Genomic DNA, 13,424 nt, shown 5'->3' with positions numbered 1-13,424 from the left:
CCACCATGTCCAGACTCCGTACCCGGATCGTCGCGGTGCTCGCCGCGGTCGGCCTGGCCGTCACCGCGACCCCGGCCCCACCGGCCCTCGCGGCCGGCGGCCCGAACCTCGCCGCCGGGCGCACCGCCACCGCCAGCAGCGTCAACGGCCCCTACGCCGCGGCCAACCTGACCGACGGCAACCAGGGCAGCTACTGGGAGAGCAGCGGCGCGCTGCCCCAGTGGGCCCAGGTCGACCTCGGCACCAGCCGCGCCGTCGACCAGGTCGTGCTCAAACTCCCGGCCGCCTGGGAGGCCCGCAACCAGACGCTGTCCGTGCAGGCAAGCGCCGACGGCAGCGGCGGCTTCACCACTGTCGTCGCGTCCGCCACCCGCACGTTCAGCCCGGCCGCCGCCAACACCGTGACGCTCGGCTTCACCGCCACCGACGCCCGCTACCTGCGGGTCGTGACCACCGCGAACACCGGCTGGACCGCCGCACAGCTCGCCGAGCTGGAGGTGTACGGCGCGGCCACCTCCTCGACCAACCTGGCGCTCGGCCGGACCATGACCGAGAGCGGCCACGCCGACGTGTACGGCGCGGGCAACGCCAACGACGGCAACGCGGCCACCTACTGGGAGAGCCCGAACAACGCGTTCCCGCAGTGGATCCAGGCCGACCTGGGCGCCGCCACCAGCGTCAACCGGCTGGTGCTGCGACTGCCGTCCGGCTGGGGCGCGCGCACCCAGACGATCACCGTGCAGGGCAGCACGAACGGCTCCACGTTCGGCACGCTCGTCGGCTCCGCCGCGTACGCGTTCGACCCGGGCGGCGGCAACACCGTGACCGTCACAGTGCCCACCGCCTCCACCCGGTACGTGCGGCTGCTGTTCACCGCGAACAGCGCCTGGCCCGCCGGGCAGCTCGCCGAGCTGGAGATCTACGGCCCGGTCACCGGCGACACCCAGGCCCCGAGCGCGCCGGGCAGTCTCGCGTTCACCGAGCCCGCCACCGACCAGGTGCGGCTGACCTGGACCGCGTCCACCGACAACGTGGGCGTCACCGGTTACGACGTGTACGCCAACGGCGTACTGCGCACGAGCGTGGGCGGCACCACGCTCACGTACACCGACACCCAGCCGGCCGGGACCACAGTCGCCTACTACGTGCGGGCGCGGGACGCAGCAGGGAACGTGTCGGCGAACAGCAACACGGTCACCCGCACCGGCAACACCGGTGACACGGTCGCCCCGACCGCGCCCGGCAACCTGGCCTACACCCGGCCGGCGAGCGGGCAGGTCCGGCTGACCTGGACCGCGTCGAGCGACAACGTCGGCGTCACCGGCTACGAGGTGTACGCCAACGGGTCGCTGCGCACCACGGTCAGCGGGTCCACGCTCACGTACACGGACAGCCAGCCGGACAGCGCCACCGTGTCGTACCACGTGCGGGCCCGCGACGCGGCCGGGAACGTGTCGGCCAACAGCAACACGGTGACCCGCACCGGCAGCGGCACGGGTGGCACCAACCTGGCGGTCGGCAAGCCCGCCACCGCGTCGTCGATGGTGCACGTGTTCGCCGCCGCCAACGCCGTCGACAACGACGTCACCACGTACTGGGAGGGCGCGCCCGGCGCGTACCCGAGCACGTTGACCGTCGCGCTCGGCGCCAACGCGAGCATCAGCGCCGTCGTCGTGAAGCTGAACCCGGACCCGGCGTGGGGCGCGCGTACCCAGACGTTCCAGGTGCTCGGCCGGGAACAGTCCGCGTCCGGGTTCACCAGCCTGGTCGGCTCCGCGACGTACTCCTTCAACCCGAACAGCGCCAACACGGTGACCGTCCCGGTCTCGGCGACCGCCGCCGATGTCCGGCTCCAGTTCACCGCGAACTCCGGCTCCTCCAACGGCCAGGTCGCCGAACTCCAGGTCATCGGCGTCCCGGCACCGAACCCGGACCTCACCGTCACCGCCGTCACCGCGTCACCGTCCACGCCGGTGGAGACGGACACGATCACGCTGTCCGCCACAGTGCGCAACGCCGGCACCGCGGCCTCCGCCGCCACCACTGTCAACCTCTACCTGGGTACGACGAAGGTCGGCACCGCCGCCGTCGGCGCGCTCGCCGCGGGCGTGTCGAGCACCGTCTCGGCGAGCATCGGCGTACGCGACGCCGGCAGCTACCAGGTCACCGCCACTGTCGACGAGTCGAACGCGGTGATCGAGCAGAACGAGGCGAACAACTCCTACACCAGCCCGACCCCGCTGACCGTCAGCCCGGTCGCCAGCTCCGACCTGGTCGCCTCCGCCGTCACCTGGTCACCCGGCACGCCGAGCGCCGGCGCCACCGTCTCCTTCGCGGTGACGCTGCGCAACCAGGGCACCATCGCGTCGGCGAGCGGCGCGCACGGCATCACGCTGACAGTGCGCGACCAGTCCGGCGCGGTGGTCCGCACGCTCACCGGCTCGTACAGCGGCACGATCGCGGCCGGGGGCATCGCCGGTCCGGTGTCGCTGGGCACCTGGACGGCCGCCAACGGCCGGTACACGGTGCGGGTGGTGGTCGCCGACGACGCCAACGAACTGCCGGTGAAGCGGCAGAACAACACCAGCGACCGGGCGTTGTTCGTCGGTCGCGGGGCGAACCTGCCGTACGACGCGTACGAGGCCGAGGACGGCACGACCGGCGGCGGCGCGCAGGTGATCGGCCCGAACCGCACCATCGGTGACCTCGCCGGGGAGGCGTCCGGCCGCCGCGCGGTCACGCTCAACACCACCGGCGCGTACGTCGAGTGGACCACCCGATCGGCCGTGAACGCCCTGGTCGCCCGCTTCTCCATCCCGGACGCGCCGGGCGGCGGCGGGATCGACTCGACGATCAACGTCTACGTCAACGGCGTGCTGCACAAGCCGATGAGCCTCACCTCCAAGCACATCTGGCTCTACGGCGCCGAGGCCGGTCCCAGCGACTCGCCGAGCGCGGGCGCGCCCCGGCACCTGTACGACGAGGCGAACGTGCTGCTCGACACCACGGTCCCGGCGGGCAGCCGGATCCGGCTCCAGAAGGACCCGGCGAACAGCACCACGTACGCGATCGACTTCGTCAACACCGAACTGGTGTCGCCGCGCGCCAACCCCGACCCGGCCCGCTACAAGGTCCCCACCGGGTTCAGCCACGCCGACGTGCAGAACGCGCTCGACGCGGTACGGATGGACACCACCGGCACGCTGATCGGCGTCTACCTGCCCGCCGGCACGTACGAGACGGCGCAGAAGTTCCAGGTGTACGGCAAGGCGGTGAAGGTCGTCGGCGCCGGCATGTGGTTCACCCGCTTCCAGACGCCGCGCAACCAGCAGAACACCGACGCCGGCTTCCGGGTCGAGTCCTCGGCGAGCGGGTCGACCTTCGCCCACCTGGCGTTCTTCGGCAACTACACCAACCGGATCGACGGTCCCGGCAAGGTGTGGGGCGAGCTGAAGGACGTGGACAACCTGACGCTGGACAGCGTCTGGGTGGAGCACACCGTGTGCGCGTACTGGGGGGTGAGTGTGGACGGGTTGACCATCCGGGACAGCCGGTTCCGCAACACCTTCGCCGACGCGGTGAACATGACGAACGGCAGCACCAACAACCTGGTCACCAACTCGGAGGGCCGCTCCAACGGCGACGACGCGTTCGCGTTGTTCTCCGCGACCGACCAGGGTGGCTCCGGCGGCAACCACGGCAACGTGTTCGAGAACCTGACCGCCACGCTGACCTGGCGGGCAGCAGGGCTGGCGGTGTACGGCGGCTACGACAACGTGTTCCGCAACCTGTACATCGCCGACCAGCTCACGTACTCGGGCATCACGATCAGCTCGCTGGACTTCGGCTACCCGTTCGTCGGGTTCGGCGCCAGCCCGCCAACCCGGTTCGAGAACATCTCGCTGATCCGCTCCGGCGGGCACTTCTGGGGCGCACAGACGTTCCCGGCGATGTGGTTGTTCTCCGCGTCCAAGGAGTTCCGCGGCATCCGGGTGAGCGACGTGGACATTGTCGATCCGACGTACTCGGGGATCATGTTCCAGACCAAGTACAACGGCAGCCAGCCGGAGAACCCGATCACCGACACGGTGCTCACTAACGTGTCGATCTCCGGGGCGCGGCGCAGCGGTGACGCCTTCGACGCGAAGTCCGGCTTCGGCATCTGGGTAAACGAGATGCCCGAGGCGGGTCAGGGCCCCGCTGTCGGCGCGGCGACCTTCACCAACCTCCGCCTGACCGACAACGCCCAGGACATCAAGAACACCACAACAACCTTCACCATCACCCGCAACTAACCCGCCCCTCCCACCCCCGCGATCTTGCACTCTCGGCCCCCGCAATGCCGGATTACTCCTGGTATGGGGGGTGCCAAAGCGCAAGATCGCGGGGGCGGCGGGGCGGCGCGGCGATCTTGGAGTTGTGGCGCCTCTGATAGTGGGGCGAAGCCGACAAGATGTGGCACCACAAGTCCAAGATCGACGGAGGGCGTAGGGCCGCGCGGTCAGTGGGGGAGGGCGGTGGAGAGGCGGCGGATCGCCTCGTCCATCTGCTCGGGTGGGGCGGCGGCGTACGTCAGGCGCAGGTGCGGGGCGGGGGGTTCTGCCGCGTACCAGGGGCGGCCGGGGAAGACCGTGACGCCTGCCGCGGCGGCCGCCGCTGTCACCGCCACGTCGTCGGCACCGTCCGGCAGGCGTACCCACAGGTGCAGGCCGCCGCGTGGAACGTCGCGCGGGGTCAGCGACGGCAGGTGCCGGTCCAGTGCCGCGAGCAGCGCATCCCGGCGGGCCCGCAGTTGTCCGCGCAGGCTGCGGCGGTGCCGGTCCCACGCGGGCGCGGTGAGGAACTCCAGCGCTGCCTGTTGCAGCGGTCCGGCGACGAAGAGGTCGTCGAGCAGGCGGGCGGCGCGCAGCCGCGCCCCGGCGGGTCCGCGCGCGCCGATCGCGGCGATGCGCAGGCCGGGCGCTGTGGACTTGGTCAGCGAACGCAGGTAGACGACGTGCCCGTCCGGGTCGTCGGCGGCCAGCGGTGGCGGGGCCTCCCCGTCGATCGTCAGGTCGCGGGCGTAGTCGTCCTCCACCAGGAACGCCCCGGCGTCGCGTACCGCCTCGGCGACCTGGGTGCGCCGGGCGGGGGAGAGCGTCGCGCCGTGCGGGTTGGCGTACAAGGGCTGGCAGTAGAACAGGCGGGCGCCGGTGCGGGCGAACGCGGCGGTGAGCTGGTCGGGGCGTACCCCGTCGGTGTCGGCGGGGACGGGCACCACCCGCAGCCCGGCGGCGCGCGCGGCGGCGAGCGCGCCCAGGTAGGTGGGGGACTCGACCAGCACCGTGTCGCCGGGAGTGGTGAGCGCCCGCAGCGTCGAGGAGAGCGCGGCCTGCCCGCCCGGGCAGATCACCATGTCCTCGGTGCGCAGGCCGCCACCGGCCTCGCGGGCGAACCAGGCGCGCAGGTCGGCGCGTCCCTCGACCGGGCCGCGCTGCCACGCGGCCGGCTGCCGGGCCGCGCGGGCGAGCGCCGCGCCGAGCGCGGCGGCCGGCTGGAGATCCGGGTCGAGGTAGCCGCCGGTCAGCGGGATGGCACCCGACGGTGGTAACGCGAGCAGCGCCTGCATCTCGTCCTCGCCGCCCCGCCGCGAGCCCAGCGCGACGGTCTGCCACGACAGGTCCGCCCGTGGCGGGTCGGCGCGGCGGTTCGCCACGTACGCGCCACGGCCCGGCCGCGTCTCGACCAGGCCGTCGGCGACGAGCCGCCGGGTCGCCTCGGCGACGGTGACGGGGGAGACGTGATGGTGTGCGGTCAGCTCCCGTACCGACGGCAGCCGCGTGCCGGGGACGGCATCCGAGGCCAGCGCACCCAGATGCCGGGCGACACGATCGATAGCGCTACCATCACTCATGACGGCACAGAGTAGCGCTACTGCACCAACGACGGTAACGGTGAGGCCGGGCTCCGGGGTCGCTCTCGGCGCGCTGGGTGTGCTGGCCTTCAGCATGTCGCTGCCGGCCACCCGCGTCGCGGTGCACACGCTCGACCCCTGGTTCGTCGCGTTCGGACGGGCCGTCGGCGCGGCGCTGCTCGCCTGGGCCTACCTGCGGCTCACCGGCGCCGCACGCCCCACCCGGGACCAGTGGCGACGACTGTCGATAGTCGCACTCGGCGTCGTGGTCGGCTTCCCGCTGTTCACCTCGCTGGCGCTCACCACACAGACGTCCGCGCACGGCGCGGTGGTGGTCACCGTCCTGCCTGCCATGACCGCGGTGTTCGCGGTGCTCCGGGCCGGGGAGCGGCCGCCGCCGCTGTTCTGGATCGCCAGCGCCGCCGGACTGGCGCTGGTGCTCGCGTTCCTCGCCGCCGGCGGCTCGATCCGCGGGACGCTGGCGCCCGCCGACCTGTTCCTGCTCGCCGCCGTGGTGCTCTGCGGACTCGGGTACGCCGAGGGCGGCCGGCTGGCCCGCGAACTCGGTGGCGCCCGGACGATCTGCTGGGCGTTGCTGCTGTCGCTCCCCGTCACCGTGCCGGTCACGGCGGTTGCCGCGTTCGTCCACCGGCCGCAGGGCGGCGTCGCCGCCTGGACCGGGTTCGGCTACCTCACAGTGGTCTCGATGTTCCTCGGCTTCTTCGCCTGGTACGCCGGGCTGGCCCGGGGCGGCATCGCCCGGGTGGGTCAGATCCAGCTCGCCCAGCCGGTGCTCACGCTGATCTGGTCGGCAGTGCTGCTCGGTGAGGCGGTCACGCCGGGCGCGCTCGTGGTGGCGGGTGGGGTGCTCGCCTGCGTCGTGCTCATCCAGCGCACCCGGGGCGGCGCAATGCCGGCGCGCGCCCCGGGCGGACCGTCCTCAGCAGGGCGCGATGGTGCCGGTCACGCTGGAGACGTACGCGTGGCTGACGAAGTGTCCTGACGCGAGGCGGTTCCACTGGGTGGTGGTCCGGTACGGGCCGCTCACCGACGAGCCGGTGACGGAGCACTCGATCGGCACGTTGGCGTACGTGGCGGCCAGGCCGACGACCGGGTTGCTCGTACTCGGGCCGGAGCGGATGTTGAGCGGCCCGCTGCCGATCCGGCCCCGCGTGCCGGTGCCGGTCCAGAGGTAGGCGACGTCGACCCAGGCGTTGTCGGTCAGCAGCAGGCCGTCCCAGAACGTCCCGTCGGCGAGGTCGATGCCGGCCGGGCTGCCCACCACGCGTCCGAACTGGTCCCGGCCGCCGTTGTAGCCGCTCTGGTACGCCGCCTGCGCCTCGGGCCGGCCCTGCGGCAGGTCCTTCCACATCTCCCGCACACCGCTCGGGTTCCAGTAGTCGTCCTTGGTGTTCCACGGGCCCATGTCCCAGACCGGCGCGTATTCGCAGCGGCTGCGGGTCGTGGTGCAGACCCGCACGGTGTAGTCGCCGGTGTTCTTCGGCGCGAGTCCGCGGGCCGAGGGCAGCGCGACGAAGTGGTCCCGGGAGACGATCACGTGCCCGTTGGCGGTGGTGCCGCCGACCAGGCCCTCGCGGGTGGCGTACACCCGGTAGGTGAGGCCGGGCGTGGCGGCCGTGACGGCGGCGACCGAGTCGGCGGTGAGCCGGACCGTGCGCAGGCTGGGCGCGGCGGCCGGCCGGTCGGCGGTGAGGACCACCCGGATCTGCACCCGAGTGACCGGCTGGTCGAAGACGGCCGCGCCGGTCACCGTCCGCCATTCGGTCCACGCGCCCGATCGCCAGCCGCGCGCCGCCACCTCGACGGCGCTGTCGCGGGCGGGACCTGCGACGACGTCGGCCCGGACCCGGTTGGCGGGTGCGGCGAGTGAATGCGGCGCGACGACGAGCGTGCCCTCGGCCGCGATGCCGCGCCGGGCCGTGGGCCGGTGTGCCGCATCGGCGAGGCGCAGTTCCGTGCCGGTCCAGCGGACGTTGACGTCGTCGGAGTCGACTCCGGCCAGGTCGGCGCTCCAGGTGTTGCCGGCGGCCGCCGGTGCCGCCAGGGGCGCGGCGAGGGCCGGCGAGGCGGCCAGGACAGCGGCGACCGCGCCGGCGACTGCCGCCGACGTACGGGTCCTGCGGGATCGGGACATGGCGCTCCTTGTGGGGGCAGGATTAGACAGATGTCGATGCAAGGGTGAGGTGCAGGCAACCATCGATCTCGCTGTCCGTCAAGGTGGCGTCTCTGGCGTGCGGCCGCCCTGGGCAGTGCAAAAAACCTGCAAACGCTACCTCTTGCCCTGAGCGAAAGCGCTTTCATACGATCGCGTTACATCGATGTTTCGTTTGCGGCCCGGGCATCGCAGATGACGACATCCGCCGGCGACGCGCCTGATCGCGTCGCGGCTCCTCACTATTCCCATTCGGTGACTGGCCGCTGCTCGGCGGCAATTCCCGCATGCTCGAAAACGAAAAGAGGCGACATGAGAAGACCAGTCGCGCTGCGACTCCACGCGGCACTGGCCACGGCGGTCGTGGGGATCGCCGTCGCCGTGGCACTCCCGTCCCCGCAGGCGTCGGCGGCGGCCGGCAGCGCCACCGGCTACGCCACCCAGAACGGCGGCACCACCGGCGGCGCGGGCGGGCAGACGGTACGCGCCACCACCGGCACCGCCATCCACGCCGCGCTGTGCGGGCGGGCCAGCAGCAGCACCCCGATCATCATCGAGGTGACCGGGACCATCAACCACGGCAACACCAGCAAGGTCTCCGGATCGAGCTGCAACACCGCCGACGGCGTGATCGAGCTGAAGCAGATCAGCAACGTCACCATCATCGGCGTGGGCAGCGGCGCCGTCTTCGACCAGCTCGGCATCCACATCCGCGACTCGCGCAACATCATCATCCGCAACGTGACGGTGCGCAACGTCAAGAAGTCCGGCTCGCCCACCTCCAACGGCGGTGACGCGATCGGCATGGAGAGCAGCGTCCGCAACGTGTGGGTCGACCACGTAACGCTGGAGGCGTCCGGCGGGGAGTCGGAGGGCTACGACGGCCTGTTCGACATGAAGGACGACACCCAGTACGTGACGCTGTCGTACAGCATCCTGCGCAACTCCGGGCGCGGCGGCCTGATCGGGTCCAGCGAGAGCGACCGCGGCAACGGCTACATCACGTTCGAGCACAACCTGTACGAGAACATCGACTCCCGTACGCCGCTGCTGCGTGGCGGCATCGCCCACATGTTCAACAACCACTACACCGGGCTGCACGAGTCGGGCATCAACTCCCGGGCCGGCGCGCGGGCCAAGGTGGACAACAACTACTTCCGCAACTCCAAGGACGTGCTCGGCACGTTCTACACCAGCGAGCGCGGCACCTGGCAGGTCAGCGGCAACATCTTCGACAACGTGACCTGGTCCTCGCCCGGGAGCGACAACTACCCGGCGGGGCCGAACGTGACGTCCACGACCACCGTCAGCGTGCCGTACTCGTACCGCCTCGACGCGGCGAGCTGCGTGCCGGACATCGTGCGGCAGACGGCGGGCGCGAACACCGGCCTGCGCGTCTCCGACGGCAACTGCACGCCGCAGTCCCCGGCCCCGACCACTCCGGCCCCGACCACGCCCGCACCCACCACGCCGCCGCCCGGGACGACCACCCCGCCCCCGTCCGGCGGGACCAACCTGAGCCTCCTCTCGGGCGCCGGCGCCGACGGGTCCAGCAAGGCCGACGGCACCAGCTACGGCAACGTGCGCGACGGCAGCCTGAGCACGTACTGGTCGCCGTCTGGGTCCACCGGCACCGTCTCGATCAAGTGGGGGTCGGCCACCACCGTGTCCCGCGTGGTCATCCGCGAGCCGTCCGGCACCTCGGGCTCGATCGGGTCCTGGCAGCTCGTCAACAACGACACCGGCGCGGTGCTCGCATCCGGCAGCGGGGCCGGCCAGATCACCTTCGGCGCGACCTCGCTGAAGAAGATCAACTTCAAGATCAACAGCTCCAACGGTACGCCGAGAGTCGGCGAGTTCGAGACGTACGCCAGCTAGCAAGTCACATACGAGCGGGGGCGGCCGATCCGGCCGCCCCCGCCCCTGTTCGTGTCCCGGTCAGAGGGTGAGCACGACGGTGGAGATGCTCCGCGCGCCGACGTTCACGGTGACCTGGTTGCCGTTCACGCCGACCGGCTGGCTCGCCGCGCTGGCGTTCTGCGACGTGGCCACGTACTCCGCCCGGCTGACGTTCTGCGGCGCCTGGATGATCGCGTTGTTCACCGCGCTGGTGGACCGGTTGAGGATCACCAGCGTGACCTTCCCGTCACCGGAGTAGGCGGTCACCTCCAGCGGCGACGCCTTGGAGCTCTTGGTCAGGGCGACCCGCTGGTAGCCGGGCCGCACGTACTTCGAGTACTGCGAGAACGCGTACCCGCGCTTGAGCGGCGCGCCCGCCACGGTGCCGTACGCGGACTCGCCGTCACCGATGAACGAGTAGTAGCGCTTGCCGTACCACCAGACGTACGCGCTCCAGTTCGACTCCATCGACTTGTGCACGGTGCGCATGATGTCGTCGAGCGTCTCGTTCCAGGCCGCGGTGTTGGCCGGGTTGCCCCAGATGTTGGAGCCGCCGCCGTCGGCCTCGTGCAGGTTCCACTCGGTCATCCACACCGGCTTGTTGTACTGCTGCGCCAGCGTGTATGGCTTCAGCCGGCCGGACGCCTCGGTGCCGTACAGGTGCCCGCCGATGTAGCCGATGTTGTTGCGGGCCGCCGCGTCGTTGAGCGTCGGGTCGGTGTAGCCGTAGTTCAGGTTCACCGCCTCGGCGACCATCAGCTTGGTGTTCTGCACCTTGGCGCCCTGTTCCCGGACGAAGGTCTGCAGCTCGGTGCCGCTCCAGTCCATCGAGTCGTAGTCCGGGTGCCAGTCCGGCTCGTTCTGCACTGACGTGACGTCCACCGTCACGCCCTGGTTGCGCATGTACTGGACGTAGCTGTTGAGGTGGTTGGCGTAGTCGTCGTAGTAGTCGGTGCGCAGCTTGCCGCCGTTGATCCGGCTGTTGTTCGTCTTCCAGGCCGCCGGAGCGGTCCACGGCGACGCCATGATCTTCACGTTCGACCCGTACGACTTCGCCGTGCGCAGCGCGCTGACCTGGGTTCCCCACTCGCCGGACACCGGCGAGATGCCGGTACGCACGATGGACAGGCCGAGCTGGTTGGGGCCGAGCCCGACGAGCGTCTGCGTCTCGGCCGTCGACCAGGCGCCGCCCCAGATCGACACGGCGGCGCCGAACCCGTCGATCGTCTGGTAGCGGCTGGCGGTGTTGACGGTGATGTCCGCCGCCCCGGTGGGCGGCGGGCTGCTCGGTGAGGTGGTCGGCGAACTCGTCGGCGACGTGGACGGCGAGGTGGACGGCGACGTCGGCGTCGTGCCGCCGGTGCAGGTCACCCCGTTGAGCGCGAAGCTGGTCGGCGCGGGGTTGCTGCTGGTCCAGGACCCGTTGAACCCGAACGACGTGCTGCCGTTCGTCGGGATGGACCCGTTGTAGTCGACGTTGCGGGCGCTGACCGCCGCCCCGCTCTGCGTCACGGTGGCGTTCCACGCCTGGGTGACGGTCTGGCCGGCGGCGTAGGACCAGGTGAGCGTCCAGCCGTTGACCGGGTCACCGAGGTTGGTGACCGTGACGTTCGCGCCGAAGCCGCCCTGCCACTGCGACGACACGGCGTAGGTCACCGCGCATCCGGCGGCCGCCGCCCCGGCCGGCAGCGCCGCGGCCATCGCGGTGGAGGCCAGCAGGACCGCGCCGGCCGACAACACCGCGGTACGGGTGGTTCTGTGCCTTCTCATGCGACCTTCCTTCCTGGATGGTCCGGCTCAGCGCTGGAGGGTGAGCAGTCCGGGGCGGTAGGGCAGGAGGCCGTAGTCGCCGCCGGAGTTGGGGGAGCGGCCTTGGTAGAGCAGTTGGAGGTTGCAGGGGTCGACGGTGAAGGTCTGGTCGGCGGTGGTGCGGATGAGTTCGCCGTGGCTGATGTCGTTGGTCCAGGTGGCGCCGCTGTTGGCCTTGCCGGCGAAGGGGTTGGACTCGGTGGCGGCCTGCGGGGTCCAGGAGCCGCCCAGGCTGGTGGCGGTGAAGGACCGGAAGTAGCGGCCCTGGGAGCCGATGGCCTCGACGATCATCAGGTAGCGGGTCTGGCCTTGCAGCTTGTAGACCTGCACGGCTTCGAACAGGTTGTTCGTCGAGTCGGACATGATGGTGGTGTAGTTGGAGCCGAAGCTGCCGGGGAAGTTCCCGATCGGCATGCTGGAGCGGTAGATCTTGCCGTTGTCACCGGCGAAGAACAGGTACATGTTCTGGTCGTCGGCGATCAGCGTCTGGTCGATCGGGCCGGTGCCGGAACCGGAGATGCTGCCGGTGAACAACGGCTGCGCCGACGACCAGCCGTTCGGGTTGGTCGGGTTGGTCGAGGTGCGGTAGGAGAACGCGGTCGGTCCCCACTGGTAGGCCAGCACCCAGATGTTGCGCGGCGCGAAGTAGAACAGCGTCGGCGCCACAGTGCCGGAGGACATCGCGTTCTGGCTGGCGGAGGCCATCTGCGACCAGTTGGAGAACAGACCGAAGTTCATCGACCCCCACGACGAACCGGTGTCGTGCGTGGTGGCGTAGACCAGGTGCTGCCCGTTGTAGGGCACCACTGTGAAGTCCTTCAGCGACACCCAGCCCGAGCGCGGCTGCGCCAACACACCGGTGGACGACCACCGGTACGACGACGGCAGGTTGCAGGTGCCACCCGGCGGCGGCGTCGTGGGCGGCGCGGTGGTCGGCGGCGCCGTGGTGGGTGGCGCCGTGGTCGGTGTGCCGGTCGGGCCGCTCGTCGGCGTGGTGGTGCCGCCGGTGCACGTCACCCCGTTGAGCGCGAAGCTGCTCGGCACCGGGTTGCTACTGGTCCAGGAGCCGTTGAAGCCGAACGACGTGTTGCCGTTCGTCGGGATCGACCCGTTGTAGTCGACGTTGCGCGCGGTGACCGCGGACCCGCTCTGGGTCAGGCTCGTGTTCCACGACTGGGTCACGGTCTGCCCGGCGCCGAACGACCACGTCAGCGTCCAGCTCGACACCGGGTCGCCCAGGTTCGTGATGGTGACGTTGGCGCCGAAGCCGCCCTGCCACTGGGACGAGATCGCGTAGTTCACCGAGCAGCCGGCGGCGGCGGCCCCGGCGGGCAGCTGCGCCACGGCGACCGACGCCGACGCGAGCAGCGCGGCGCCGGCGGATGCCAATATGGCATTGACTGATCTGGATCTGGGCATGGATTGACCTCCTGCGGGGGCGGCGGCTCTGGCATTGGCGGTGGCGATTGTGTTGTGAGCGTTAACAGCCGCGTCAGGGATGTTACGGGAGCGCTCCCATGCGCTCAACAACTCATTTCCGCACCCACCGCATCAGAGCGCTGTCCGCCATCCGCCCGCCCGAACGCGACGATCATGAAGTTGGCCGCGCTCAATGCGGACAAATCAGCGGCCTAACTTCATGATCAACGG

7 protein-coding genes are annotated in these 13,424 nt (G+C 70.9%); 3 read left to right on the top strand and 4 right to left on the bottom strand.

Features of this window, described 5'->3' with window-relative positions:
• Positions 1-5: 5 nt before the first annotated feature.
• Positions 6-4,295 carry a discoidin domain-containing protein gene (locus AMK25_RS18650; RefSeq protein ID WP_073829630.1) on the top strand — a complete coding sequence of 1,430 codons (4,290 nt, stop codon included), beginning with the start codon at positions 6-8 and terminating at the stop codon, positions 4,293-4,295.
• 206 nt (positions 4,296-4,501) lie between these two features.
• On the opposite strand, the gene AMK25_RS18645 is transcribed toward AMK25_RS18650, so the two are convergent.
• Complete coding sequence (locus AMK25_RS18645; RefSeq protein ID WP_073829629.1) at positions 4,502-5,893, bottom strand: aminotransferase-like domain-containing protein; 1,392 nt, start codon at positions 5,891-5,893, stop codon at positions 4,502-4,504.
• A 40-nt stretch (positions 5,894-5,933) separates the two neighbouring features.
• Here AMK25_RS18645 and AMK25_RS18640 point away from each other — a divergent pair, with 40 nt between their 5' ends.
• Complete coding sequence (locus tag AMK25_RS18640; RefSeq protein WP_073829628.1) at positions 5,934-6,896, top strand: DMT family transporter; 963 nt, start codon at positions 5,934-5,936, stop codon at positions 6,894-6,896.
• On the opposite strand, the gene AMK25_RS18635 is transcribed toward AMK25_RS18640, so the two are convergent.
• Positions 6,834-8,048, bottom strand: a complete 1,215-nt coding sequence (locus AMK25_RS18635; protein ID WP_073829627.1) for a hypothetical protein — start codon at positions 8,046-8,048, stop codon at positions 6,834-6,836. The two genes, AMK25_RS18640 and AMK25_RS18635, sit on opposite strands and share 63 nt — an antisense overlap.
• A 330-nt stretch (positions 8,049-8,378) precedes the next feature.
• Between AMK25_RS18635 and AMK25_RS18630 the strand changes: the two genes are divergently transcribed.
• A complete protein-coding gene (locus AMK25_RS18630) occupies positions 8,379-9,944 on the top strand; it encodes a pectate lyase family protein (protein WP_073829626.1) in 1,566 nt (521 codons plus the stop codon).
• Positions 9,945-10,004: 60 nt separating this feature from the next.
• Here AMK25_RS18630 and AMK25_RS18625 read toward each other — a convergent pair whose 3' ends face one another.
• Complete coding sequence (locus AMK25_RS18625) at positions 10,005-11,735, bottom strand: cellulose binding domain-containing protein (RefSeq protein ID WP_073829625.1); 1,731 nt, start codon at positions 11,733-11,735, stop codon at positions 10,005-10,007.
• 27 nt (positions 11,736-11,762) lie between these two features.
• The gene (locus AMK25_RS18620; RefSeq protein ID WP_073829624.1) at positions 11,763-13,193 is read right to left on the bottom strand and encodes a non-reducing end alpha-L-arabinofuranosidase family hydrolase; all 1,431 of its coding nucleotides are present in this window, start codon (positions 13,191-13,193) and stop codon (positions 11,763-11,765) included.
• Positions 13,194-13,424: the final 231 nt, after the last annotated feature.

This window comes from Micromonospora sp. TSRI0369, from assembly GCF_001905625.1.
GTDB classification, from domain to species: domain Bacteria; phylum Actinomycetota; class Actinomycetes; order Mycobacteriales; family Micromonosporaceae; genus Micromonospora; species Micromonospora echinospora_A.
This window is presented reverse-complemented; position numbering and strand designations above follow the sequence as displayed.